The 24,178-nt window shown below is 65.9% G+C and carries 22 protein-coding genes and 1 pseudogene; 16 read left to right on the forward strand and 7 right to left on the reverse strand.

Features of this window, described 5'->3' with window-relative positions:
* Positions 1–234: pseudogene (locus N5C88_RS16080) on the reverse strand (hypothetical protein); the annotation flags it as partial.
* 28 nt (positions 235–262) lie between these two features.
* Positions 263–1,114, reverse strand: coding sequence for a M15 family metallopeptidase (locus N5C88_RS16085; RefSeq protein WP_280015762.1), 852 nt, complete (start codon positions 1,112–1,114; stop codon positions 263–265).
* 310 nt (positions 1,115–1,424) lie between these two features.
* Here N5C88_RS16085 and N5C88_RS16090 point away from each other — a divergent pair, with 310 nt between their 5' ends.
* The 11 genes from N5C88_RS16090 (at position 1,425) to N5C88_RS16140 (ending at position 11,533) form a co-directional block, all read left to right on the forward strand.
* Positions 1,425–2,174: a hypothetical protein gene (locus N5C88_RS16090; protein ID WP_280015763.1), complete on the forward strand. Its 750-nt coding sequence runs from the start codon at positions 1,425–1,427 to the stop codon at positions 2,172–2,174.
* Between the two features lie 26 nt (positions 2,175–2,200).
* Positions 2,201–5,080 carry a type VI secretion system Vgr family protein gene (locus N5C88_RS16095; RefSeq protein WP_280015764.1) on the forward strand — a complete coding sequence of 960 codons (2,880 nt, stop codon included), beginning with the start codon at positions 2,201–2,203 and terminating at the stop codon, positions 5,078–5,080.
* Entirely contained in the window at positions 5,029–6,078 is a 1,050-nt protein-coding gene (locus N5C88_RS16100) for a DUF4123 domain-containing protein (protein ID WP_280015765.1), read from the forward strand. Before N5C88_RS16095 ends, N5C88_RS16100 begins: the two co-directional genes overlap by 52 nt.
* Complete coding sequence (locus tag N5C88_RS16105; protein ID WP_059371254.1) at positions 6,075–6,569, forward strand: hypothetical protein; 495 nt, start codon at positions 6,075–6,077, stop codon at positions 6,567–6,569. The genes N5C88_RS16100 and N5C88_RS16105 overlap by 4 nt, the downstream gene beginning before the upstream one ends.
* Before the next feature lie 18 nt (positions 6,570–6,587).
* The gene (locus N5C88_RS16110) at positions 6,588–7,127 is read left to right on the forward strand and encodes a hypothetical protein (RefSeq protein WP_280015766.1); all 540 of its coding nucleotides are present in this window, start codon (positions 6,588–6,590) and stop codon (positions 7,125–7,127) included.
* Between the two features lie 101 nt (positions 7,128–7,228).
* Positions 7,229–9,013 carry a hypothetical protein gene (locus N5C88_RS16115; protein WP_280015767.1) on the forward strand — a complete coding sequence of 595 codons (1,785 nt, stop codon included), beginning with the start codon at positions 7,229–7,231 and terminating at the stop codon, positions 9,011–9,013.
* Between the two features lie 47 nt (positions 9,014–9,060).
* The gene (locus N5C88_RS16120) at positions 9,061–9,591 is read left to right on the forward strand and encodes a hypothetical protein (protein ID WP_280015768.1); all 531 of its coding nucleotides are present in this window, start codon (positions 9,061–9,063) and stop codon (positions 9,589–9,591) included.
* Between the two features lie 229 nt (positions 9,592–9,820).
* A complete protein-coding gene (locus tag N5C88_RS16125; protein ID WP_280015769.1) occupies positions 9,821–10,360 on the forward strand; it encodes a hypothetical protein in 540 nt (179 codons plus the stop codon).
* A gap of 75 nt (positions 10,361–10,435) precedes the next feature.
* The gene (locus tag N5C88_RS16130) at positions 10,436–10,789 is read left to right on the forward strand and encodes a hypothetical protein (protein WP_124260422.1); all 354 of its coding nucleotides are present in this window, start codon (positions 10,436–10,438) and stop codon (positions 10,787–10,789) included.
* A 20-nt stretch (positions 10,790–10,809) separates the two neighbouring features.
* Complete coding sequence (locus tag N5C88_RS16135) at positions 10,810–11,172, forward strand: hypothetical protein (protein WP_118935048.1); 363 nt, start codon at positions 10,810–10,812, stop codon at positions 11,170–11,172.
* 19 nt (positions 11,173–11,191) lie between these two features.
* The gene (locus N5C88_RS16140) at positions 11,192–11,533 is read left to right on the forward strand and encodes a hypothetical protein (RefSeq protein ID WP_280015770.1); all 342 of its coding nucleotides are present in this window, start codon (positions 11,192–11,194) and stop codon (positions 11,531–11,533) included.
* Positions 11,534–11,556: 23 nt separating this feature from the next.
* On the opposite strand, the gene N5C88_RS16145 is transcribed toward N5C88_RS16140, so the two are convergent.
* The 5 genes from N5C88_RS16145 to tssJ form a co-directional block, all read right to left on the reverse strand.
* A complete protein-coding gene (locus tag N5C88_RS16145) occupies positions 11,557–12,183 on the reverse strand; it encodes a hypothetical protein (protein ID WP_187774080.1) in 627 nt (208 codons plus the stop codon).
* Complete coding sequence (gene tssI / locus N5C88_RS16150; RefSeq protein WP_280015771.1) at positions 12,164–17,248, reverse strand: type VI secretion system tip protein TssI/VgrG; 5,085 nt, start codon at positions 17,246–17,248, stop codon at positions 12,164–12,166. The genes N5C88_RS16145 and tssI overlap by 20 nt, the downstream gene beginning before the upstream one ends.
* 25 nt (positions 17,249–17,273) lie before the next feature.
* Complete coding sequence (gene icmH / locus N5C88_RS16155; protein WP_223283522.1) at positions 17,274–18,029, reverse strand: type IVB secretion system protein IcmH/DotU; 756 nt, start codon at positions 18,027–18,029, stop codon at positions 17,274–17,276.
* 33 nt (positions 18,030–18,062) lie between these two features.
* Positions 18,063–19,409, reverse strand: coding sequence for a type VI secretion system baseplate subunit TssK (gene tssK, locus N5C88_RS16160; protein WP_059371262.1), 1,347 nt, complete (start codon positions 19,407–19,409; stop codon positions 18,063–18,065).
* Between the two features lie 97 nt (positions 19,410–19,506).
* Complete coding sequence (tssJ, locus tag N5C88_RS16165) at positions 19,507–20,124, reverse strand: type VI secretion system lipoprotein TssJ (RefSeq protein WP_280015772.1); 618 nt, start codon at positions 20,122–20,124, stop codon at positions 19,507–19,509.
* Between the two features lie 189 nt (positions 20,125–20,313).
* On the opposite strand from tssJ, the gene N5C88_RS16170 reads away from it, so the two are divergent.
* The 5 genes from N5C88_RS16170 to tssE all read left to right on the forward strand — a co-directional run bounded on the left by N5C88_RS16170 (position 20,314) and on the right by tssE (position 24,134).
* A complete protein-coding gene (locus N5C88_RS16170) occupies positions 20,314–20,985 on the forward strand; it encodes a hypothetical protein (protein ID WP_059371263.1) in 672 nt (223 codons plus the stop codon).
* A 44-nt stretch (positions 20,986–21,029) separates the two neighbouring features.
* Positions 21,030–21,554, forward strand: coding sequence for a type VI secretion system contractile sheath small subunit (gene tssB, locus N5C88_RS16175; RefSeq protein ID WP_013396290.1), 525 nt, complete (start codon positions 21,030–21,032; stop codon positions 21,552–21,554).
* Positions 21,547–23,040 (forward strand): type VI secretion system contractile sheath large subunit, encoded by a 1,494-nt coding sequence (tssC, locus tag N5C88_RS16180; protein WP_059371264.1) that lies wholly within the window; start codon positions 21,547–21,549, stop codon positions 23,038–23,040. Before tssB ends, tssC begins: the two co-directional genes overlap by 8 nt.
* A gap of 41 nt (positions 23,041–23,081) precedes the next feature.
* Entirely contained in the window at positions 23,082–23,585 is a 504-nt protein-coding gene (locus N5C88_RS16185; protein ID WP_006395404.1) for a type VI secretion system tube protein Hcp, read from the forward strand.
* Between the two features lie 63 nt (positions 23,586–23,648).
* Positions 23,649–24,134: a type VI secretion system baseplate subunit TssE gene (gene tssE / locus N5C88_RS16190; protein ID WP_054452040.1), complete on the forward strand. Its 486-nt coding sequence runs from the start codon at positions 23,649–23,651 to the stop codon at positions 24,132–24,134.
* Positions 24,135–24,178 lie beyond the last annotated feature (44 nt).

The following is a 24,178-nucleotide window of genomic DNA, read 5'->3' on the forward strand; positions in this document are numbered from 1 at the left end:
GGCGTCGTCTTGCGCGGGTTGCGCCGGCGCGGCGCGCGCTTCGCGGCGCGCACGCACGATGCGCGCGCCGCTCCAGGCGGCGGCGATCAGCGCCAGCGGCAGCGCGAACAAATAGAGGCCGATGTCCACGCCCGTGGGCAGCGTGCGCGACTCCTGCCACCAGATGATGACGGCGAGCCAGACCACGCCGAAGACGAGGGCCAGCAGCAGCCCGGTTTTGAGTATGCGGGTCATCGATGCGATCCGACGTTTGCGGAGTTGATCATTGCGCGGCTCCGCCATTGCGCCGCATGACGCCGGGACGGCGCAGCTCGGTGTGGCCGAAGTCCATCATCTTCCAGCGGCCGCCCCAGGTCAGGCCGACGCGCTCGGCGGTTTCGCCGAACAGTTCGTAGCCGCGCATGGCCCAGGGATCCTTCTCCGATACGACCACCTTGCCGTCGCGCAGGAAGGCGCTGTCCGCAGCCAGGCCAAACTGGTGATAGCTCTGGTAGGCGCCGGCATTGGTCACGTGCGAGCCCATCTTGGCAAGCTCAGCCTGGCGGTCCGGGCTGCGATAGCCTTCGATCAGCACCATCTCATAGCCGTGTTCTTCGCGCATCACGCGGTACGCGGCCAGCAGGCGCTGGCGGTAATCGGCGTCCAGCAGGTTCCAGTCGCGGCTGGCGCCGCCCAGGTTGGGGCGCACCAATTCCACTTCGCGCGTGGTGAACGCTTCGGGCGGCAGCGGAGGCGGCGGGACCAGTCTTTCGCCGGTCAGCAAAGCCTGGATGCGAGGGTCCGGACCCGCTGTCCGATCCTCGTAAACAAATGTGTGATTGTGTTGCATGACGAAAGCAAAAAGTGACGGAAGCAACACAACCAGCAGGCCCGCGGCGATGTGCCAGCGGTACGCCGAAAACGCGCCGCCGGCCTTTCCAAAGCCCGTGCGCAGCGCCTGCGCGGAGTCGCCGACCGCCCCTCCGGCATGCCCCGCGCCGCGCGCCATGCCCTGGCGTATCCCCTGCGCAAGCGCGCGCGCTCCCCGTGCCGTGGCCTCCCGCAAGGACGGGAATACAAGCAACGCGGAAACGCCGATGGCGAGCAGAAAGTAGAGAGGCAGCAGGAGAAGCAAGGAGGTCCCTCAGTTACGAAGGCGTAATCTTTTGTTCTATTCGGGATTCAGGCAAGCGCTTGGACGTTGCAAAACGCGTCTGTGGCTTAGAACTCGTAACAAGAAACGGTGATGCGAAAGAAGTCATCAGGTATTCTCGAACCCCTTGGTTACAGGGGTTTAGACGACCTCTGCAGACACGGGACTTCGCATGGCAGAAGACGAAAAAAGATCGCGATCACCGACCTCTGTTCCCAGCTTGCTCGCAGGACGCGCACCGTCACCGGATGAACGCGCGGCATCGCGCATCCTCGCCGCGCTCGAGGGCCGAGTGCCGGACGCCGAGGTCAAACACCTGGCGCCCAAGCGCCGTTCCCGCTTGCCGCTGGCCTTGCTGCTGCTGTTGCTGACGGGCGCCGCGGGGGCGGTGTTCTATAGCGTGTTCGATACGCCGCCGCTGCCCGTGGTTGCTGAATCGACTCCCCCGGCCGCGTCGCCGGCGCAGCCCGTCGCCGCGCCAGCCGCTCCGACAGCGGGTGCGCGCGTGGCCGCGGCCGATCCCGATACGCCGCCTTCTTCCGCGGCGGTCATCGAAGACCACCCCCTGGCGCAATTGGGACTTCCCAATGCCGATGAGGACCGCGCGCCCGAGAACCCCTTGTCTGCGCTGGCCGTCACCGCTACGCCGCCGCAGCCTCGCGCTGCGTTGCAGGCGCAGGCCGCCGCGCCCAAGGCAGCCGGGCCCACAGTACCTCGCGCGAACACCTCGCAAGCCTCGCCCAAAGCGTCGCCCCAGGCCGCGCCGCAGCGCGCCAAGACGCCGCGCAACGATTCCGACGCCGCATTGCTGGCCGCGCTGATGTCCTATGGCCTGCCGCCGGCGTCGCCGCCCGGCACCAAGGTCTACAAGAACGACGGCGTCTTCGTCCGCGAACTGCCGGGCTCGCCCCTGGCGGCGCGCCTGGAGCAATGCCGCAAGCTGGGCTTCCTGGAAAGCGAGCAATGCCGCTTGCGGGTGTGCTCGGGCTATTGGGGTACCGCGCCCGAATGCCCCAACCCGCAAGCCCAGGTCGAACCCTGAGTCTTCAGAGAAGGTTTTTTTCCGCAATGGATCCGACTGCTACGCCCGGCCTGTTCAGTTCCGACGCCCGCCTCTACAGCCTGGAAGGCGAGGGCGCGCTCGCCTCGCTGCAGGTCGAGGGATGGATCGCGCGCGAAGTCTTGTCGGGTATCGGGCAGACGCGCGTGGTCGCGCTGTCCGACAGCGCCGGCCTGGACCTGCGCGACATGATCGGACGCCCCGTGACCTTGTGGACCACGCGCGCCGACGGCAGCCGCGCGGGCCGCAGCGGCCTGGTCCGCGAAGCCGAGCTGCTGTCGGGCGACGCGGGCTTGGCGCGCTACCGCCTGACGGTCGCGCCCTGGCTGTGGCTGGCCACGCAGCAGCGCAACAGCCGTGTATTCGAAGCGCGTTCGGTGCTGGACATCGTCGGCCATGTGCTGGGCGGCTACGAAGGCTATGTGCATCGCGTGGCTCCCGACGCAGCCGACGCGCAGGCTGGCGCGGCGCCGCGCCCCTACACCACGCAATACCGCGAGACCGACTATGACTTCATCAGCCGCCTGCTGGCCGAAGCGGGCCTGGGCTGGATAGTGGTCGAAGACCCGGAGGTCCCTGCGCGGCACGTTGCGCTGATCTTCGCCGACAGCCGCGGCCTGGCCGAAGATGCCGAGTCCGCAGGCGGCGGCGTGCGCTTTCACCGCGCCGGCGCGACCGAGTCGCGCGACACCGTGCAGGCCATGTCGCGCCAGTGGCGGCGCGGTCCGGACCGCGTCACCGTCCTGGGCTGGCATGGCGGCGGCAAACGCGCGGTGGCGGCCGAGGCGCTGGCGCGTCCGTCCGACGGCACTGACGACACCGGCCTGGAATGGTACGAAGTGGCGGGCCACGGCAGCTTTGCCGATGAGGCCGAGGCACGGCGCCAGGCTACGCTGGCGATGGAAGCGGTGCAGGCCGGCGCGGAGACCTTTGTCGGCCAGGGCGGCGTGCGCACCTTCCGTTCCGGCACGCGCTTCACACTGCAGAACATGTCTCCACTGGGACCCGCAGGCGAAGAGGGCTTCGAGCCCGCCTTCGCGCTGGACCGGGTCGAGCATGTAGGCATCAACAATCTGCCGCCTGAAACCCGCGCCTCTCTGTCGCAGCGCTTGGGCGGACTGGACGCGCATCTGGCCTTGGATACCGAGGCTCCCGATGCGCCAGGCGCGGCGCGTCCGAATACCGATCCGTCGCGGCCCGGCGCCGCCGTGTTGGCGAAAGCGCGCGAGGTCGGCTACGCCAACCGCTTCCAGGCAGTGCGTTGCGACCGTCCGTGGCGGCCGGCGCTGCCGCAGACGCGCGGTGCGCGCCTGAGCGGCGCGCCTTCGGTCCATGGCGTGCACACGGCCATCGTCACGGGTGCCGATGGCGCGGTGCAGGCGCAGGGCGAGGACGAGATCCTGCGCAACAAGCGCGGCGACGTGCGCATCCGGTTCCATTGGCAGGCAGACGATGCCGAGGGCGTGGCCAAGAGCCGCTGGGCCCGCGTAGCGCAGCGCCAATCGGGCGCAGGCATGGGCATGAGCTTCGTGCCGCGCATTGGCCAGGAGGTGCTGGTGCGCTTCCTGGACGACGACGTGGACCAGCCCATCGTCGTGGGCGCGCTGTACAACGGCCGCGGCGAGGGCGGTACGCCCGCCACGCCGGGCGGACGTGACGGCGGCAAAGCCGACACCCAGGTCTACGCCGCCGCGCGCGATGCCGCGCCCAGCGCCCAGGCCAACCTGGCGGCAGGCAACGCGCCCGCCTGGCATGGCGCCGCGGGCGGCGACGAGAATCACCGCAACGCCGCCGCGCTGAGCGGCTTCAAGAGCAAGGAGTTCGGCGGCTCGGGCTACAACCAGATCGTGTTCGACGACAGCGACGGACAACTGCGCTTGCAGATCAAGAGCAGCCAGGACGCCAGCGAACTGAACCTGGGTCACCTGATCCATCAGGCCGGCAACTACCGCGGCGGACTGCGCGGCCTGGGCGCCGAACTGCGCACCGACGCCTACGGCGCCGTGCGCGGCGGCGCGGGCGTGCTGCTCAGCACCTACGCCGGCACCGGCGCCAGCGCCGGCCCCGCAGGCGAGGCCGCGGGCTTGCAGGCGCTGGCCAGCCAGGCCGACCAGATGGCGCGTTCGCTGGATGGCGTGGTCGGCGCGCACCAGGGCTTGCGCCTGGCGAGCGCGCTGGGCTCCAAGGGAGCGGAAGCGAGCGTGCTGGATGACGGCAAGGCGCCCTTGGCCGCCATGCATCGCGCCGTGTCCGGCACCGTCGCAGGCGAAAGCCTGGACGGCGCGCGCGGCGATGCTTCGGCCAAGCACACCCAAGCGGCCGAGGGCAAGGTGCCGCACCTGACCGATCCGGTCGTGTTCATGGCGGCGCGCGCGGGGCTGGCGCAGGTCGCCGGGCAACACATGCAATACACCGCCGGCGAGACCGTGCACTGGTCGGCCGGCAAGGACCAGAACCTGGCCGTGATGGGCGCGCTGCGCGTGCACACCGGGCAGGGTCTGGGCATCGTCGCCGGCTTGCAGCAGGGCGGCGCGGACTCCGGCCTGGACCTGATCTCCGCCACCGGCGACGTGCAAGTCCAGGCCCAGCACGACATCCTGCGCGTGCAGGCGCAGAAGGACATCACCATCGGCAGCGCGCAGACCAACGTCGAGTATGCCGCGCCCAAACGCATCCGCATCGCCACCGCGGCCGGCGCCAGCATCGTGCTGGAAGGCGGCAACATCACGGTCACCGCGCCTGGGCGGATCGATGTGAAGACGGGGAACAAGCAGTTTGCCGGACCGGACCAGATGCCCTATCAGTTTCCCTCCATGCCGGGGCAGGTTTGCGTCGAATGCCTGAAGAACGCCATGAAGCAGGCATTGCCAGCGGTGTTTCGCACATGAGCAATCAGGTTCGTCCGCTGGTCCTGCATTCCGATCTCGACGGCCTGCACGCCAGGGTCCAGGCCAGCGCTCGCGTCCAGGTATCGGACCTCAATCTTTTTGCCCTGGTCGAGCCCGGCATGCTGGATGGCTGCCGGGATCCCGCGCCCGCCGAATTGTTGCGGCATTTCAGGGAGCCTGGCGATGCCTCGCTCTACGCGCGGCGGCACGAGGCCGTGGCGGCGTCGATCGGCCCGATGCTGGCGCAGCCCGATCTCCCGCAGGCGGAGTGGCTGTGGCGGGTTGGACAGGCGCATCATGCCGTATCGTGGATATGGACCGAACGGCCTCTGGAAGAGATGGCCCGGCATCTGGCGGTTTGGCTGGATGCGCGGACCGACGATGGCCTGGACTTCCTGCTGCGCTACTACGATCCCCGCCATGCGGAGCCCATGTTGACGCTGATGGGAGTAGACGTGCTGCGCGGCATGTTGGACCCGGGCGAAAGCTGGTCCTGGGTTGACCCGTGGAATCGGGTCTGCTCCCTGACGCCGACGTCGGACGGGCCAGTAGAGAAGCCAGGCGCTCCACCCTGGATCCTGACGCAGCCGCAGACGGAAGCCCTGATGCGCTTGTGCGAACCCGGCCCTCTGCTCGACGCGCTGATGCAGCGGGTGCCGGCCATGCTGGCCCCCTGGACGCGCCCCACGCCGTACGCCTTGGCTTGCCATCTTTCGCGGGTGGCGGCGGCGCATGGGCTGACGACCTTCGAGCGCCAGTTCTGCTACGCGCTGGATGCGCTGGATCTGCATCCGATGGCGCACCGCAGCTCGGTGGTCCAGGCGCGTTTACGGAATGGAGAAGCACTGGATAGTGCGTTGGAGCGCCTTGCCTCCGAGGAGCGCGCCGCCGTCAGGGCGGAGTTGGCGATGCAGAATGGCGCGACGGAGTTTGAAGCTCCGGCAGGCTATGCCATTGAGCCGCTGCCAACAGAGTTTGCACATAGGAGAGTTGCATGAAGTCCAAACGTCTGTGGCCCTGGACGGTGCTGATACTGGCCCTGGTTGCCATTGGCGCCATCGCAGGTCCGCCATTCTATCGCTGGGCCTACGTCGCACTCTTGCCGCCATTGCTGATCTGCGAAGCCCGCAACGACACGGAGGTCGATATCGGCTATCGCCTGGAGGACTCGTCCGGCGCGTTCCCGGGAGATCGGGTCGCGAGAGCGTCGGGAGCTCCTGGCGGGCCTCTTTCGGGCGCCTGCTTTTATGGCCCGGACAGCCGCCGCAAACCTGTGCAGGTCGTGTGGGGGGCCATCAACGGCGGCGAGAAGCAGTATCCGCACAGCGCCGAATTGAAGGTGCCACGTCCGGGAAATGCCGCGGTGTTGTTGCTGCGCTTTACCGCGCCGGACCGGGTACAGGCCCGCTTTGCGACGGAAACAGAAATGCCAGAGCCCATGGATGCGCCGGAATCGGTGTGGAATAGCGGCGACTGGGTCAGTCAATGATCAACTAGGGATAGAGGGATGTCGGGGATGTCTGAGCGGGGTCAAGGAAAGGCGGGGCGTTCGAAACTGGGACGGTGGGTCGCGCTGGGCGTGCTGGCGGTGATCGCCGTGGCCGCGGGGGCTTATGTCTACGTGGAGCGAAGCCAGACGCAAAGTGTTCAACGAAGCGCGTTGGAAGGATCGGTTGCCGTCTACCCGTACAACTTTACGCAGTACGACGTGGCGTATTCGTTGATGCCCGGCCGTGGCTGGTTTGCAGAAGCGAATTCCGCCAGGGGGGACCATATGCAGTTATTCGGCTACAAGCCTGCCGCGCCCGATGCTCCGATGCAGATATCGTGGCGCTATGACTCTGGTCCTCAGAAAACAGCAGAGGGAGATTACCCCTTTATCGTGACGCTTCCGCAGCCTCGGCGCCCAGCGGGCGCCGTGGTGCTGGAATTGCGCATCTATCCAGATGGCAAGGCTGCCGCGCGCTATGTGACGCGCCCGCTGGTATCGGAGTTCAGCAATGTGGATCCCACTCTTCCTGGGAATGACTGGGTGACAAACCAATGACAGGTCACGACAGCTGGAAGGAAATATCGTTGGATGAGGAGCGAGAGGCTGCGCGAGCCCTCCAATGTGAGCCCCTCAACGGAGTCAGATGCCATGGCAAGATGCATATTGCCGTGTTTTTTGATGGGGTCGGCCTGAGTATCGAAGAGCCTTCTCCGCTTCCGTCCAACGTAGGCCGATTGTTCAGGGGCTTTGGTCAGGGGGCTCTCGGAGCACTTTTGCGTCAGCGGGTATACATTTCTGGGCTCGGCACGGAAATGAATGTGAATGCCTATGAGTTCGCGAAAGACCAGGCTGGATCGATTTCCGGCGATATGCTGAAAAGCGTGACCCTGGATCCGGCAAAGGGGGTTCCCACAGATGCCGCCAAGGATGTCGGCATGGAGATCCTGAAGGGCAAGCGCGTGGGAGACGCGATCGGCGACACGTTGAAAGGGCTGCCGGGAAAGGTGCGGCGGGATGTCGGGGAGGCCGTGCGAAATCCGGGCAGGACTGGAGTCAAGATAGTCAAGGATGCGGCCGGGAACATTACACGAGCGATCCTGGATCAACTTGATCCGGTACGCGATTCGAGATTCATGTTCGAGGCAATAAATTCGGGAGTGCAGCCTCGTATCTCCGAAGGTGTGACGCGGTTCAAGGCGATCATCGATTCGTCTCAGATAAGGCTTGAGGAAATCCAGGTCTCGGTTTTTGGCTGCGATTGGGGGGCGGCGCTGGCTCGGGCTTTTCTCAATGAGCTGTGCAAGGAATGCGATGGCGATGCCAATAGCGACAAGCTGGAATGGACGCTGGCGGATAACCGCAAGGTCCCGCTCAAGATGGTCTTTGCCGGGTTCTACGATGCAGTAGGGTATCGCGACAATTCTGTCGTCGGCTTCCTGGCTTCAAAAACTCCATTCGGCTTCTTGCGCAACACTGCCGCCGACGACCAGGAGCTGCCGCGAGCGCTCGCGAAGGCGGCGCATTTTATCTCTGCACACGAGCTGAGATGGCGTGTACATACGCTGGGCGGTGCGACGTTGCTGCCATTGATGGACACGCCTATGTCGCCTCCCGCCCGCCAAGAACGTATATATCCAGGTTTGGGCGCCGACTTGTCGGGGTGCTACCCGCCCGGATTTCAGCAGCGCGATCCCGGTATCGGCCGCGTAACGCTACAGGAAATGTGGCGGATAGCCCGGCTTTCGGGCGTGCCCTTCGAAGGACTGGAAAAAACCAAGACGAATGCAAGGGCTTTCGGCGCTGATTTCGATATTGCCGCGACCTCCAGGGTACGTAATGATCTGCGCAGCTATCAGCAACAGCTGGCGCGGCCTTCCCAACAGCTGCTGGGGCTACGGCATGCCCAGGACGCGATCGATGGCATGGAAGGCGACAAGACGCTTGCGCGGCAACTCTACCTTCACCGCATGGTTTACGTGGCCTGGCTGCGGGTGTTGCTCAATGACGCGCGAACCGGCGCTGCTCCGGGGTATTTGTACATCACGGCGATGCAGGCCGCGATCGACTTTGCGCGCCTGGAGATCATGCACAAGCACCCCGGCAAGGTGACGTTCTACGGGGGATCCCGTATCTCGCCTCCCGACGACTATCAACGTGCCTGCATGGAGGTGTCGTCATTGCCGGACAACGAGCGTCTGCCTGTGGGGCCAGCGATTACGCGTATTTTCTCGGGCTATATGCATGATCCAGTGGATCCGCCTGATGATGGTTGGGCGATTCAACGCCTGCCCAACAATGCACGGCTGTTCCGCTCCCGCTACATAGACGACGGCGACGATACGCGGCAGCCCACGTTTACGGAAAAGCTGAAGAAGGCGGCCGACGCAACCTTCTCCAACATGGCGACACCGAATCCGTTGCTGTTGGGATTGCCGTTCTAGTCATTGGCGCTAATGCTGGTTTTGGTGAAGCAAGTGGGGCATCAGGAATGTCTGAACGAAGCGGCATGAAGGCGAGGCGTTCGAAGCTCGGGCGGTGGGTCGCACTGGGCGTCGCGGCCGCGATAGCCGTGGCCGCAGGGGCTTATGTCTACATAGAGCGAAGCCAGCTAAAAGATATTCAACGAAGTGCGTTGGAAGGATCGGTGGCCGTTTACTCGTACAACTTTACGCAGTACGACGTGGCGTATTCGTTGATGCCCGGCCTTCGCTGGTTCGCACGAGCGAATTCCGCCACGGGAAACAATCTGCAGTCATTCGGCTACAAGCCGGCCACGCCTGATGCTCCGATGCAGATATCGTGGCGCTATGACTCCGGCCCTCAGGAAACAGCAGAGGGAGATTACCCCTTTGTTGTGACGCTGCCGCAGCCTCGGCGGCCACCGGGCGCGGTGGTGCTGGAATTGCGTATCTATCCTGATGGCAAGGCCGCCGCGCGCTATGTCACGCGCCCGCTGGTATCGGAATTCAGTAATGTGGATCCCGCTCTTCCGGGGAATGATTGGGTGACAGGCCAATGACGAGTCGCGACAGCAGGAAGGAAATAGGCCATGCGGATTTTTGCAGGCTGTGTGTGTGATCGGGTGGAACCGCCTGATGATGGTTGGGCGACTCAACGCCTGCCCAACAATGCGCAGCTTTTCCGCTCCCGCTACATCGATGACGGCAACGATACGCGACAGCCCACGTTTACGGAAACGCCTAAGAAGGCGGCCAAAGCAACCTCATTGATCAACGAGAGATAGAGGAATGCGGGGAATCTCTGATCGGGGCGTAGTGAAGACGGGGCGTTCGAAACTCGGCCGATGGGTCGCACTGGGCGTCGCGGCGGTGATAGCCGTGGCAGCGGCGGCTTACGCCTGTGTGGAGCGGCGTTACACGGCGAATGTTCAGCGGGGCGCGTTTGAAGGCGCTGTGACGGTCTATCCGTACAACTTTACTCGCTATGACGTGGCTTATTCCACGACAACAGGTCTTCGTATGATCGTCGACGCGAATGCCGCCGCGGGTACCGAAGCCCAGACATTTGGATATAAGCCGGAGTCGCCAGATGCGCCTTTGAATGTGCTGTGGCGCTATGCGTCGGGTCCGGATGCCACGCCTGAGGGTGTGTATCCGTTTCAGGTGACGTTGCCGCAACCTAGGCGCCCCTCTGGACAGGTGGTTCTGGAGTTGCGTTTCTATCCGGACGGAAAAGTCGCGGCGCGTTATGCCACGACGCCACTTGGACTTGCGTCTGGCAACGTAGACCCTGAACTCCCTGGGAACGATTGGGTGTCGAATCGATGATCACGCCAGATGCCCGGATAGAGATAAACCTTGATGAAGCGGGTCATCGGAAAGTTCGATCCGTAGGAGACGGTTTTGCGTGAATTCGTCATGTGGTCCACCGACATGTTCCTGTACGCCGCAAAAGCCCTGGGTTTTGCGCTGCCCCTACTCTATCTCCTCGGGATCGCAGCCCATGTGCGGCCAAACCGTTTCGGAGCCTTGGGATCCGCGGCGTCGCGCAAGTGGTTTGCCGTGGCCATGGTAGCCGTCTGGGCGTTTGCGGCCGTGGCTGCTCTGCTCGCCTACTACGTCGCCCGGAACTATGACCGCGGGTATGGGTATTTCCTGTTCTTTCTTCCCTACTATCTGGGACCGGCGCTGATTTTGTCCGTGATCGGCCTGTGGGTCCGGTACCGGTTGTGCAAGGGGGTAAAGGACAATGCCTGATGTGCCGCTAAAATCCCCCGATGCTTCCGCCTCAAGTCCTCGTCGCCCTTATCGTCCTGATGCTCGCCGTCGTCATCCCGCTGTTTGCGGTGACGATCCAGCTGAGCCGTTTCATCCATTGGTCCTTCTGGGCCGACAAGACCACGCGCGGCGAGCGGCCGCATTTCACGGGGCCGGTGCTGGCGCTGATCTTCAGCACCCTGGCCGCCAGCGATTTCGTGGGCTATGAACCTTTTCTGACGATCTCGGCTATGAATCCGGTGCCGATCGAGGCCAGGGCTTACTTCACCGTTGCGATGCTGGCGCTGGCCGTCTGGTGCTGGGCCTATGGGCGGTCGATCCGGGACCGGGTGCTGCGCATGATCGGGGCCCGCGCCTCTTAGCGGCCGCCAGGGTGGACGCATGATGTCGATCTACGGTCTTCTTGCGTTGGGCGCCCTGACATTGGCCATCTGCCTGCCGTTCGCCGCGACGGCGGTACAGCTGATCCGTCTGCTGTGGTTCATTACGGGCGACAAGGAGACGCGCGGCGCGCGTCCGCGCTTTACGGGGCTGCTCCTGGCGATGTTTTTCAGTTCGCTTGCGGCTACCGAACTGCTGTCCGTGGAACCCTTCCCGACCTTGTCCCACCTTAATCCAGTGCCGCAGGAGCACCGGGTTGAATTCATGATCGCGATGCTGGCGCTGGCCCTGGCGGGCTGGATATGGGGCGGCGCGATCTGGAAGCGCCGGCTTGGCGGCTGAGGCGGCCGCTGCAAGCAGGGCGCTTACTGGGCCGCCTGCACTTCGATCTTCACCGTATTCGAGCGCACGCCGTTCGATTCGATATACACCTCGTAGACCGCCGGATCCTTGGGCAGCTGCACCTGCGCTGCAAGGTCGGTGCTGAACTGCGTGCCGACGCTGATGCCCGGGCTGATGGGAATGCCCTTGGGCGGACGCGAGCCGGGGATCTCGTCCACTTCCATGCCGGGGCGCTTGCGCGGCTTGTATTCGTAGGCCACGCCTTCATAGACCGCCTTGGTCTGCGTATTGACGGCGACGAAGCGCGGCAGCTTCTGGTTCTGCGATACGGGGATGATGCCTTGCGCGCAGACCGGAATGACCAGCGCGCCGGAAGCCTGCGGGCGCACGCGCGCCGGCGCGGCGATGTTGAGCTGGTCGTCGCTGCCATGGTTGGGCGGAATGCAGGCGTGGTCGCGCACCGTGCCGATGGGGGCGGTGGCGAACGAAGGCGGGTCGATCCAGTCGGTGTTCATCGTGGTCTTCTGGGGATGAGGGGTGGGGCGCGCGGCGCTGGCGGCGCCAGGCGCGGCCATGGCGAGCGCGGCCGCGAGCAGCAGGGCCAGCGCCGGCGCCAGGCGGCGCCGCGCGTCAGAACGAGGGCCAGCCATTGGACATGTCCGTCTTGCGTACGGCCTGGGCGCAGCTGGCGCAGAAGCGGATGCTGACGCAATCGCCGCCGAACATGACGCAGGAACCCACGTGGCTGGGATCGGCCTGGCTGACGGGCAGGCCGAAGTGGCAGTGGTTGCCGAACTGGGAATAGAAATACGGCCCCTTGTCGAGTTTGGACGAGTCCATGTCGGCTTCGTCCGGATGGGCCCGCGCCCACTCGGGGCCGCTGGGCGTCATGCCGATCAGGTGGCCGATCTCGTGCACCAGCGTCTGCTGCAGATAATCCAGCGTGTTGGGCTCCCAGGGGCTCATCGCCGCCACGCCAAGCAGGTTGGTGCCAGGGAACGCCACGCCGCCTGCGGAGCTTTCCAGCAACCGGACCTTCAGGATGATCTTGCCCGAGGTCGGCACGGGCACCAGGCCCGCCATGCGGATGTTCAGGCTGTCGCAGGCCTTGGGATTCGCTGGGTCGTAAGGCACCGGGGTCATGCGATCCTTGGGGATGGGGACCTGCCTGATGCCGGCCGCAGGGTCGGTGTACTCGAACAGGCATTCGACGTACCAGTCCACGCCAGGCTCGATGTGATACCACAGGAAGCTGAGGGTGCCGTCGGCGTTGACGAACTGCACCTGCTTGTCGGCCGCGCCGGGACCGGCCGAGGCTTGCACGTAAATGGGCTGGACGGGCAGCATCGTGGCCAGCCGGTCGATGTGGCAGACGACGAGCGTATAGGGCTCGTGGTCCGGGCCCTGCGACCCGGGGTAGACGGACGCAGCCAGCCGGCGCAGGCGTTCATAGCCGTCGTCCGTGAACACGTCCATGTTGGCGTCGCCGCGCGTGCTGACCGGCGGCAATTGCACCACGTCCACGCCATGCCGCGCGTATTCCGTCGCGGTCGGCTGGAAGCCGTGGCGGCGCGCCAGCGTCTCGCGGCCGGGCAGCATGATCTCCTGGAGATACAGCCGCCTTGCGGTCTCGACTTGCTCCGTGGAGATGATCTGGTTCTTGTCGTTCACCACCTCGAACATATAGGTGTTCAGGCCCGCGGCCGGCAGGGTGATGTTGTCGACCACCTTGGTGCCGTCGGCGTCGGTCACGTAGCTGTAGGAGCGCTGGTTGGGCTCGCGGTACAGCGGTTGGCGGCTTTGCTCGCGCGCGGAGTACACCGCATTGCCCGGACGCGGGCTGACCTTGACGCTGAAGCGATGCTGGCCGGCCTTGTTGAAGCGCACGCGGATCCTGGGCTTGTTGGTCTGGCGGTCCAGGCTGTCCAGCGCCTGGCCATCGTTCCAGACCTCGTCCTCTTCCTTCAGGTTGACGTACTGGAGCTTGGCGCCGCTTCTGGCCCGGTAGGCGGACGGCGTGGGCGCGCCGGCATCTGGCGTCCCAGCCGCCGCGGAGCCGCCCGCGTCCTGGCCGCCAGGCGCGCCCGCGGGCCTCGCCACAGGGCCGGGCAGGCCGACGCCGGCCATTTCCATGACTCGCTTGGCCATCGCGGGATAGGGCGAGTTGGCCACCGCGGGAATATTCATGATCGCCTCCGCCACCTTGGGCAGCGTGACGTTGGATATCGTGGGCGATTGCAGGATGGCGCCGACCACGGACGGAATCGCGGAGTCGGTCAGGCCCGGCGTGCTGAGTATCGCGCCCGCCACCGCGGGCAGATTGCCCTGGTTGACGTCCGGCATGGTCAGCAGCGAATTCACCGCCGAGCTCAGCGCGGCGGGGCGGCCGCCCATGGCGCCCATCGCCTGGGTCATGACCGGGCCGATGGCGGACCCCACGCCGCCGCTGCCGTCGGCGGTCAGGCTGGATGCCTGCGAGGCCACGTCTGACGCTTGCGAGGCCGTGCCGCCGGCCTTGGACACGGCGCCCGCCGCGTCAGTCAGCGCCTGGGGCATGGATACCGCGCCGGCCAGCGCGTCGCCAGCGCCCTGTGCCATGTTCATGGTGGAGAGGCCGCCATCCATCAGCGACGGCGTTGCCATGCTGGCCAAGGATTGCGTGGCGCCGTTCGCCAGTGAAGGCGTGGCGCTGCCAGTCAGCGACGGAGCGACATTCTGCATGGCCGTCTTCGCCATGCCACCGGCCTTGGACATGGCGCCCGACATCAGCTCCGAGCCCGCCTTGCCCGCTGCCTGCATGGTCTTGCCGGCCATCGCGCCCAATTCCTGGACGGGCTTGAGCGCTTCGCCGGCCATGCTCTTGGCCTGGTCCAGCATGCCGGACGCGCCATCGGCCGCCGCGGACAGACTCTTGGATACGGCAGTCGCGCCGCTGGCAAGCGCCGCGCCCGCGCTGCCCAGCAGGGAGCCTTGCGATCCAGCGGCCGCGGTTGCCGTGGGGGTTGCAGTCGCGGGAGCCGCGGCCACGGCGCCCGTCGCGCCAGCCGCATTCAACGCCTGGCCGGAGCCGGCTTGCGCCTGTAGCTTGGCCTTGGGCCGGTGCACCAGTTCGGCGGTGACCAGCATGGGATCGCCCACTTGCGAGGACGGCAGCGCCGGCAGCGCGGCCGCGTCGCTGGCAGGCCCGATCAGGTTGTGGGATGCGCCCTTGACCGAGAACATCCCCGGCCCCTTGAACACGATGTCGCCGCCATTCATGACGATGCTGGCGCCAGCGGCCTGCAGGGTGATGCTCTGGTTTGCCAGGATCTCGATGCTGTCGGTGGTGGAGGTGACGGTGATGTCCTGGCCGGCCAGCATCTCCAGCATGTCGGTATGCGCGTGGATCGACACTGGCGATTCGGCCGCGACGGCGCGGATGCCGCCGTCCTGCACGAACAGGCTGGTGGAGCGGCCGGAGGCCGTGGCAAAGGTCTGGCGCGCGGCCACGTGGCCGTCGGCTTGCGCCGTGACGTGCAGGTTTTCGCTGGCGTGCAGGATGGCCGAGGCGGGCGTGGCGAAGTTCAGTGAGGACGGCGCGTCGATCAGCATGCGGGCGCCGTCGATGCGCTCCACCGCGTCCGTGCCGGTGCGCTCGCCGCCGCTGGCCTTGATCGCCTGCTGGCCGCCTACGCTGCCCGGATAGCGGCCGTCGCCCTTGGGGTCGATGGCGCGGGTCAGCGCATCGTATTGGCTGGTGGCCGCGAGCGCGCGCGCCTGGCGCTGCGTGCCGGCGGTATCCAGGCGCTGCGCCGCATTCTGCGCGCCGCGCAGCAGCGCCAGCGCCTCTTGCGCGTCGGCCTGAGTGGAGCGCGCATCCGCGCGCGCGTTGGCGGACAGCAGCATGCCTTGCCCGGAGCGCACCACGGTCCAGGCGTCCGAGCGCAGCTCGAAGCCGGTGCCGCGCCATGCGCCGCGATTGGATTCATCCGCGCCCTGTTCGACCAGATAGCCCAGGCCCAGCTGCGTGGCGCCGATGGAGCTCGACAGGCGCGTGCGCATCTGCCGGGGCGTGTCGTCGAACAGCCATTGGCTGTGGCCCTCGCCGTCCAGGCCCTTGCTGTGCCAGCCGCTGAGCCTGCCGGGATGATTGGCGTCGGCGTCCTCTCCGGCGGACCAGGGCGGCAGGTCGGCGTCGTTGTACAGCTGCGCCGAGGCCACGGGCTGGTCGATGTCGCCGTCCAGGAACTCGACCAGGACCTCGGTGCCTTTGCGCGGCAGATGGTGCGCGCCCCAGTTGGGGCCGGCCTGCGCGCCTGCGACGCGCAGCCAGGTGCCGGAACTGTCGTCGCCCGGGGCATTGCCGGTGTCGTCGCCATGGCTGCTGTGCGCCAGGCCGCCCGGCAGCGGACGCGCGCCGCGCTGCCAGGGGAATTGCACCTTGATGCGTAGATCGCGGCCCGAGGAAATGGGCGCGTCCTGCGCGGCCACCACCACGGCCGCCAGGCCTTCGGGCGCAGTGGGCTTGGCGCGCCAGCCGGGCGCAAGCGGCGCGGCCGCGGGCAGGGCGCCGAAGGTATTGCGGTATGAGCCGTGTTCCAGATCGGAATCGCCCAGCGCCTGGGCAGCCTGGCTGCCCAGGTTGTTGGCGGCTTCGTGTTCGACGTGCAGCAGCGTGTAGCGGTTGCCGCCCATCTCGTCGACGGCCTGGCCAGAGCCCGCGGCGTAGCGGCTGTGCTGCGTCAGCGTGAAGTCATGGCCGGGCATCATCTGGCGGGCCGTGCCGCCGCCGTCAAAGCGCACCATGCGGGCTTCGTGCGCCTGCAGGCTGCGCGCAGCCGCCAGTTCCGCGCTGTCGCCGTCGGCATGGCGGCCGTGGCCGTCGTAGTCGTAGTCTTCAAGGCGGGGCACCGCGCCGGCTGCGACGTCGGACTGCGCATGCGCTGCGTGCGCGAGCAGCTTGCGATCGTCCCAGGCCAGGCGCGTCACGGCGTTGGGCCGTACCGCGCGGGACGCGCCGAAGCGCGTGATGCTGTCCTCGGTTTCGGTGGCGTCGCTGCGGTGAAAGCGCAGCGCGGCATCGGGGCAGGCCGGCCGCGCCGCGCGCGTGTCGAACACGACCAGCCGGTGCCGCGCGCCGCCCGAGGCCTCGTCTTGTTGTTCGCCCTGCTGGTGGTCGAAGCGGAAGCTCAAGCCGGCTTCGGCCAGCAGGCGTAGCACGAAGGCCAGGTCGGTTTCGCGGTACTGCGTGCGCAGCGCGCGCGGAGCGGGCGGTTCGGCGATGTCGAACGAGTAGGCCGCCTGCGGATAGTCGGCGAAGATCTCGCTCAGGATGTCGGTGACCGACTTGTCCTGGTACAGAAAGCTGTCGCGGCGCAGGCCCAGGGCCGCCAGCCAGGGCGCGGCGTGCAGCCGGTAGCGCGCCAGGCCGCCGTCCGCGCCCAGCGCGTCCACGCCTTCCACCACCGCATGCCATTGGCGCCTGTTGCCGTCGGCCAGCAGCAGGCTGACGCTGATCTCGCGGCCCAGCAGGGCTTGCACATCCAGTTCGGCGGAGGACGCCAGGCAGTCCAGCGTCAGGGCAAACAGTTCGGAGACGCCTTCGCGCAGATTCATGCGCTCTACCGCGAGCGCCGCATCCAGGGGCGTGCGCACCTGCAGCATGCGGGCGTTCTGGGAGAGGGCGGCTACATCCAGGCTGCTGAACCCGGCGGGCGCTTGGGAACGGTCGGTCATGGTGCTGAGGGGCGGCCTGAGGCCGTCAGGGTAGCGAGATGGTCAGGTGCGCGGCGCGCGGGCCGATCTTGACGATGTCATGGTACGGAGCCATGGCGGTCTGCATGTCGCGGTTAAGGAAGTGACTCATGCCCAGATAGGCCAGCAGCCCCAGCAGCGCGAACAACGCGCCGATGCTCCACAGCGGCACGTCGCGCTTGAGCGTGTGGGCGATCTTGTCGGGCAGGGGCCAGTGCGGCGCGAAGCCCGCGCGCTTGCCGCGCAGCAGCGTGATTTCATCGCCCAGCCGCGCCGTGAGATAGCCCAGCTTTTCCTGGCCCTCGATCATGTACTTGCCCTGGAAACCCAGCAGCAGGCACATATAGAACACTTCCAGCGATTGCAGGCGCGGCGCGCCCTGCGCGCGCAGGTCTTCCAGGCGCGCAAAGAAGTTCTCGCCGGCGAGCTGCTCGCCGAACAGGGTCAGTTGCAGCGGCTGCAGCATCCAGGCATCGCGGATGGAAAAGCCGGAGTTCAGCACGGTCTCGTCCACCGCGGCGCAGAACGCGTATTTGGTGGCGTAGACGTCCTCGGCCGGGATGTCCATTTTCTTCGCGCTGCGCTCGAAGTCCGCCAGGAACTGCTGCACGCGCGCCGAGAACGAGGCGGCGTCGACGGGCTCTTGGCCGCTTTTCAGCAGGAACAGCATCAGGAAGCCGTCGTACAGCAGGTCCAGCAGGGACTTCGCGGGGCGCGAGCCATAGAAATCGGCGGCTCGGGGAGGGAGCGAGGCTCCGGGCATCAGGGTGGGCGCGGCGGCGGTCATGGGCAGGCTCTAGCGGGTGACGGCGATGAGGTCCAGTTTCAAGTCGGGTATGCCCGAGGGGGCATAGATGGCTATGCTGCGCGCCTGCAGCATGCGGTCGTACAGCGAGCCGCGGGTCTGCAGGGTGAAGTAGCAGGCGCCCGGCTTGACGGGCACGGCGGGCGGAACCTGCGGCGTGTAGACGAGCTGCACGCCAGGCATGGCAGAGAGCACCAGCTTTTCCACGTCGTCGGGCGCGCCGACCTTGAAGCGCAGCGGCACGGTCTCGGCCAGTTCGCTGGCTGGCGTGGCGGCGGACACCGACAGGTAGAGCGCGGTGGTTTCGTCGAGCTTGCCGGAATCCAGCCGGCCGACGTGGAACGAGGGGCGCAGCTCTTCCAGCACGATGGAGAAGTACCGGGTGGAGATGACGGTGTCGAGCAGGTCGCGCAGGATCTCGTCCAACTGCGCGAAGGCCGCGCCCGGCGCGTCGTGCTGATAGGCCGGCAGGTCCGCCAGCGTATGCACCTTGGAGAACGTCATGAGCGCGCCGGCCAGCCGCAGCATTTCCTGGAACAGGCGCTCGGGATGCAGCTGCGGGTTGTGGAACAGGTGCGAGAGCGCCGAATAGGCTTCGTTGCAGGTGTGCAGCAGCCAGAACGAGGCCACGTCGCCCGAACGGAACTCGATGATGTTCTTGTTCGGTTCGCGATGGAATCCATAGAGCGCGTTGACCTTGGCCTGCAGGGCGTCCAGCAGCCGGCGCAGCTGCTCGAACAGCGCGCTGCACGCCTGCACCGTGACGCTGGGGGCAACGAAACTGGTGTCCAGTTCGTAGCCGGCGCTGGCGGTGCGGCGCACGCGCGCTACAGGAATGGTCAGCAGCGCGTCGCGCGGCTCGTGCTCCGACAGCAGGCGCACGTTCTTGCGCAGGAAGGCAAGCTCGGCCGTGCTGGCGTTGGTATAGAGATCGGGCGCGGGGCTGTCCTGGTGCGCATAGCGCGCATCGAAACCCTGTTCCTGGCGCGTGTCGCGATAGTTGCCGCCGATGTCCTTCATCGGATGCAGCGCCAGGTAGAACACCGCCGTGCTGGCGCCGTCCAGTCCGTCCAGCGCGACCGCGGGCGGCAGGTCGTCGTTATGGGGGGCGCTGTAGATCTCGCCGTCGGGGAAGATCGCGGATAGCTCGGTGGCGCGCAGCATGCCGTTGGCAAGCGCCGCGGCGTCGAAGCGCGCCGCGCGCAGGCCCCATGCGTAGGGATGCAGCGCGCGGCTCATTTCCGCGAGGCGGGCCTCGTGGTAGGCGTCTTGGCGTTGGAAATGCTGGGGCCGCAGAAACAGCCCCTCTCCCCACAGTATCTTCGCTGAATGGCTCACGTTTGCTGGCTCTTGCTTCTTATATGGATAGGGCGTGCATGACTGCGGCGAGACGTGGTCGGCGAGACGCGGTCGGCTAGACGCAGTTGGCTCGCGTTCAGTTCGGGCATTGCACCGAGCCGAGGCGGGCCGGGTCGAAGCCGGGCACGCCCGGCGGCAACACTATTTGTCCGGTGACCACGGTCATCGCGCAGGCATGGGCGCCCATGACGATGCCGCTGTCCTCGGCGGTCTTTACTTCGAAAACGTATTTCCAGCGCTGCGGCGCGGGCGCGTAGAACAAGCCCGCGACAGCGATGTAGGCAGCGGTTTTCGGCACTTTTTCCAGGTGCTCGTAGCGCTGTCCCGGCGTCAGTGTGACTTCGCGTGCAGCGATGATGCTGTCACCCAACGCCGCCTTTTCGGCGTCAGTATCAACCAATTGCGTGAGCGGTGCGCGCTGAAATGCCTCGGCATTCTTCAAATAGTATATTTTCGTAACCACAGCCATGGGCTGGCCGCTACTCGCATTCAAATTTTCTCCTGCGTGTATCGCCAGTTTCACATCCACAGGCGCATTCGGGTCCTTCTTCAGGCCCGTCATATCCATCACGCCGCCAGTCATTCCAGCCACCGCTCCAATCGCTGAAACCGCTGCGCAACCGCTGATTACGGGGCTTGCCGCGATGATGGCCACCGCTGCCATGCACCGAGAAAAATAGAGATGTTTTGACATGGCTCTTTATACCGGAAGCCTGCGACAACATACAGATCACGGCACGATGAGCGAAGTTTGGCGTGGAGTTACATGAAGTAATGCACTGTAGTGCTGCGCTAACAAAAGGTTGTTGAAATACGCGGCCTTGGTTACACCCTCCTACATACCAAAAATATGCACATATCCCGGGTTCTCCTCATCGGCGCAATGATGGCCTTCCTCGCGGGCTGCGCCACGTCCCCCAAGCCGCAGACCGACGCCGAATACAAGCAGTCGATGACGCACGCCACGCAGACCTTGGCTGCCAAGGGCAATGATCAGGCGGTCGCCGAGTTCCAGGAAATCGCTTTGCTCAATCCCGCACGCGGTGAACCGTGGTCTTACATCGCGAAGATCCGCTTCGACGAGCAGAAGTATGGCGAGGCCATCGTGGCGGCCGACGAAGCGCTGAACCGCGACCCCGAAGACTTCACCGCCAAGACCGTGCGCGCGGTGGGCGGCCTGCGCGTGGCCATGCAGTCGCTGGCCGACCTGCGCGCCAATGCGCTGCTCGCCGGCAACGCCCGTACCGATGCGGTGGCGCTGGCCGCCGCCATGCGTGAAACCCTGGGCCAGGACGTGCTGTTCCCCGAGGGCTACAAGCCGCCGCGCCCGCGCCAGCCGCGGCGCAACGACGCGCAGGGCGCGGCCGCGCAGCAAGCCAAGCCCGCCGCCAACACGGCAGCGACGCAGGCTGCGACGCCCGCAACGCCCGCTGCAAACCCCGCGGCGAACGCTGCGACGGCTCCTGCCGCCACGCCGGCCACGGCCCCCGCGGCTTCCGGCGCCGCGCCGGCCGGCCGCGCGCCGGATCCGTTCGGCAACCTCCTCAAACCCTGATCGGGCCCACGGCCTCTTCACAATGCACTTCGCTTGGAGCCCCCATGGCTAAGAAAGAAAGCGTTCAGAAAAGACTCCAGAAAGTACGTCCGCCGCGCGTGCAGCTGACCTATGACGTCGAGAAGGGCGACGCGATCGAGCAGAAGGAACTGCCGTTTGTCGTGGGCGTGGTCGGCGACTTCAGCGCGCAGTCCGAAGCCGAGCTGCCGCGCCTGAAGGACCGCAAGTTCGTCAACATCGACGTCGACAACTTCGACGACGTGATGCGCGGCCTGGAGCCGCGCGCAGCCTACCGCGTGAAGAACCGCCTGACCGACGAAGGCGGCACCTTCGGCGTGGATCTCAAGTTCCGCTCGGTCGAGGATTTCCGTCCCGAAGCCGTGGTGCAGCAGATCGAGCCGCTCAAGGAACTCCTGGACATCCGCACCAAGCTGGCCGACCTGCGCAACAAGCTGGCGGGCAACGACAAGCTGGAAGACCTGTTGGGCGAAGTGCTCAGCAGCACGGAAAAACTGCAGCAACTGACCAGCGAAGCCGGCAAGAACGGCAAGGGAGGCAGCAATGAGTAATTCCGCCGCCGCGCAGAACGTATCCGCGCCCGCCGCCGAGGCCGACTCGGGCCTGCTGGACCAGATCGTCGAACAGAGCCGCGTGGCCAAGTCCACGGCGGAACACGACCGCGCCAAGGACCTCATCGGCGAGCTGGCCCGCGAAGTCATGAAGGGCACCGTCGTGGTCTCGGACAACCTGTCCGCGATGCTAGACGCCCGCGTGGCCGAGCTGGACCGCCTGATCTCGGCCCAGCTGAGCGAAGTGATGCATGGCGCCGAGTTCCAGAAGCTGGAAAGCACCTGGCGCGGCCTGCATTACCTGTGCCAGGAGAGCAACACCGGCCCGATGCTGAAGATCAAGGTGCTCAATGTCACCAAGCGCGATCTGGTGCGCGACTTCCAGACCGCCATCGACTTCGACCAGAGCCTGATGTTCAAGAAGGTCTACGAAGAAGAGTTCGGCACGTTTGGCGGTTCGCCGTTCGGCGCGCTGCTGGGCAACTTCGAGATCACGCGCCAACCCGAGGACATGTACTTCATCGAGCAGATGTCGCACGTGGCCGCGGCCTCGCACGCGCCTTTCATCGCGTCGGCCTCGCCCGAATTGCTGGGCCTGGACAGCTTTGCCGACCTGGGCCGTCCGCGCGACCTGGCCAAGGTGTTCGATACCGTGGAATACACCAAGTGGCGCAGCTTCCGCGATTCGGAAGATTCGCGTTACGTGGGCCTGACCATGCCGCGCTTCCTGGGCCGCCTGCCCTATGACCCGAAGGAAGGCACCTCGGTGGAAGGCTTCAACTTCGTCGAGGAAGTGGACGGCACCGACCATGCCAAGTACCTGTGGTGCAACGCCGCCTGGGCCTTTGGCGCGCGCCTGACTGCGGCCTTTGCCGACTTCGGCTGGTGCGCGGCGATCCGCGGTGTGGAAGGTGGCGGCCTGGTCGAAAACCTGCCGACCCACACCTTCAAGACCGACGACGGCGAAATCGCCCTGAAGTGCCCGACGGAAATCGCCATCACCGACCGGCGCGAAAAGGAACTGAGCGACCTCGGCCTGATCCCGCTGGTGCATTGCAAGAACTCGGACTACGCCGCGTTCTTCGGCGCGCAATCGGTGCAAAAGGCCAAGAAGTACAACACCGACAGCGCCAACGCCAACGCGGTGCTGTCGGCGCAGCTGCAGTACATCTTTTCGGTATCGCGCGTGGCGCACTACCTGAAAGCCATGATGCGAGACAAGATCGGCAGCTTTGCCTCCGCGCAATCTGTCGAGAGCTTCCTGAACCGCTGGGTCTCGCAGTACGTGCTGCTGGACGACAACGCGAGCCAGGAGCAGAAGGCGCAGTTCCCCTTGAGGGAAGCATCGGTGCAGGTTGCCGAGGTGCCGGGACGTCCCGGCGTGTTCCGGGCCGTGGCGTTTTTGCGGCCTCATTTTCAGCTCGATGAGCTTTCGATTTCGTTGCGCCTGGTTGCGGAACTCCCGGCCCAAGCCCAGAAATCGTGACCACCGTCGGATTCGACGATTTTTAACCAGAGAGGCTATTAATGAAGGACATCTACGTCAAATTCGGCAACCCCGCGCTCAAGGGCGAGTCGCAGGACAAGGACCATCCGGACTGGATCGAAGTCGGATCGTGGCGCCATGAAATCATCCAGCCGCGTTCGGCTACCGCCTCCACCTCCGGTGGCCACACCGCCGAACGCACCGAACATGGCGAGATGGTCTTCACCAAGGACCTGGACGTGGTCAGCCCGCTGCTGTACCAGCACGCATCCGGCGGCACGACGTTCGACGAAGTGACCATCGATTTCCTGCGCGCCGACGGCGAAGGCAACCGCGTCAAGTACCTGGAAATCAAGCTCAAGTACGTGATCATCTCGCGCGTGGCGCCGGAAGTCGTCAGCGAAGGCCTGCCGCACGAGTCGTTCTCGCTCAAGTACGCCGCCGTGCAGTGGAAGTACACGCAGCAGAAGGTGGGCGGCAACCAGGGCGGGAATGCCCAGGGCGCGTGGAGCCTCACCAAGAACGACAAGACGTACTCGGTCTGAACCTGACCGCATGAACGGCAAAGGCTCCCGGCTGGTCCGGCGCCTTTGCTCAATGAGGCCGCGATGAAGGGATTCGAACCCAGCCTGTTCGACAAGTTGTTCGACGGCGACGGGCAGACACCGCATGCGTTGCGACGCCTGTCGGTGGAAGAAATCAAGGAAACGGTCGCGCGCGACATCGAGGCCCTGCTCAACACGCGCATGGTCTTCACCGAAGACTCGCTCAAGCGTTTTCCGAACTGCCAGCGGTCCATCCTGACCTACGGTTTGTCGGATTTTTCCGGCCTGAGCCTGGCCAGTCACTACGACCGCGAGTTCATCTGCCGGTCGCTGGAGCAGGCGATCGCCCGCCATGAACCGCGCCTGACGCACGTGCGGGTGTTGCTGCAGGTGGACAGCCGCGCGACCTCGGTGCTGTATTTCGCGATTACCGCGATGCTGGACGTGGGGCCTGCGCATGAGCCGGTCACGTTCGACGCGACGCTGCAGCCGTCCACCTTGCAGTACTCGGTGAGCAAGGGCCGGGCCAAGGCCGCGGCGGCCGCCTGATAACAAACCATGCACGCGGGCGCCGGCGGCACGCCGCCGGCGAA

Origin of the sequence: Achromobacter sp. GD03932 (assembly GCF_029839485.1) — a bacterium.
Lineage (GTDB): Bacteria > Pseudomonadota > Gammaproteobacteria > Burkholderiales > Burkholderiaceae_B > Achromobacter > Achromobacter bronchisepticus_A.

Bases quoted from the DNA above. Each gene is read 5' to 3' on its own strand.
- N5C88_RS16095 (WP_280015764.1), top strand. From the start codon at position 2,201: ATGGATCCGACTGCTACGCCCGGCCTGTTCAGTTCCGACGCCCGCCTC.
- N5C88_RS16100 (WP_280015765.1), top strand. From the start codon at position 5,029: ATGCCTGAAGAACGCCATGAAGCAGGCATTGCCAGCGGTGTTTCGCAC.
- N5C88_RS16105 (WP_059371254.1), top strand. From the start codon at position 6,075: ATGAAGTCCAAACGTCTGTGGCCCTGGACGGTGCTGATACTGGCCCTG.
- N5C88_RS16110 (WP_280015766.1), top strand. From the start codon at position 6,588: ATGTCGGGGATGTCTGAGCGGGGTCAAGGAAAGGCGGGGCGTTCGAAA.
- N5C88_RS16115 (WP_280015767.1), top strand. From the start codon at position 7,229: ATGCATATTGCCGTGTTTTTTGATGGGGTCGGCCTGAGTATCGAAGAG.
- N5C88_RS16120 (WP_280015768.1), top strand. From the start codon at position 9,061: ATGTCTGAACGAAGCGGCATGAAGGCGAGGCGTTCGAAGCTCGGGCGG.
- N5C88_RS16125 (WP_280015769.1), top strand. From the start codon at position 9,821: ATGCGGGGAATCTCTGATCGGGGCGTAGTGAAGACGGGGCGTTCGAAA.
- N5C88_RS16135 (WP_118935048.1), top strand. From the start codon at position 10,810: ATGCTTCCGCCTCAAGTCCTCGTCGCCCTTATCGTCCTGATGCTCGCC.
- N5C88_RS16140 (WP_280015770.1), top strand. From the start codon at position 11,192: ATGATGTCGATCTACGGTCTTCTTGCGTTGGGCGCCCTGACATTGGCC.
- N5C88_RS16145 (WP_187774080.1), bottom strand. From the start codon at position 12,183: ATGGCTGGCCCTCGTTCTGACGCGCGGCGCCGCCTGGCGCCGGCGCTG.
- tssI (WP_280015771.1), bottom strand. From the start codon at position 17,248: ATGACCGACCGTTCCCAAGCGCCCGCCGGGTTCAGCAGCCTGGATGTA.
- icmH (WP_223283522.1), bottom strand. From the start codon at position 18,029: ATGCCCGGAGCCTCGCTCCCTCCCCGAGCCGCCGATTTCTATGGCTCG.
- tssJ (WP_280015772.1), bottom strand. From the start codon at position 20,124: ATGTCAAAACATCTCTATTTTTCTCGGTGCATGGCAGCGGTGGCCATC.
- N5C88_RS16170 (WP_059371263.1), top strand. From the start codon at position 20,314: ATGATGGCCTTCCTCGCGGGCTGCGCCACGTCCCCCAAGCCGCAGACC.
- tssB (WP_013396290.1), top strand. From the start codon at position 21,030: ATGGCTAAGAAAGAAAGCGTTCAGAAAAGACTCCAGAAAGTACGTCCG.
- tssC (WP_059371264.1), top strand. From the start codon at position 21,547: ATGAGTAATTCCGCCGCCGCGCAGAACGTATCCGCGCCCGCCGCCGAG.
- N5C88_RS16185 (WP_006395404.1), top strand. From the start codon at position 23,082: ATGAAGGACATCTACGTCAAATTCGGCAACCCCGCGCTCAAGGGCGAG.
- tssE (WP_054452040.1), top strand. From the start codon at position 23,649: ATGAAGGGATTCGAACCCAGCCTGTTCGACAAGTTGTTCGACGGCGAC.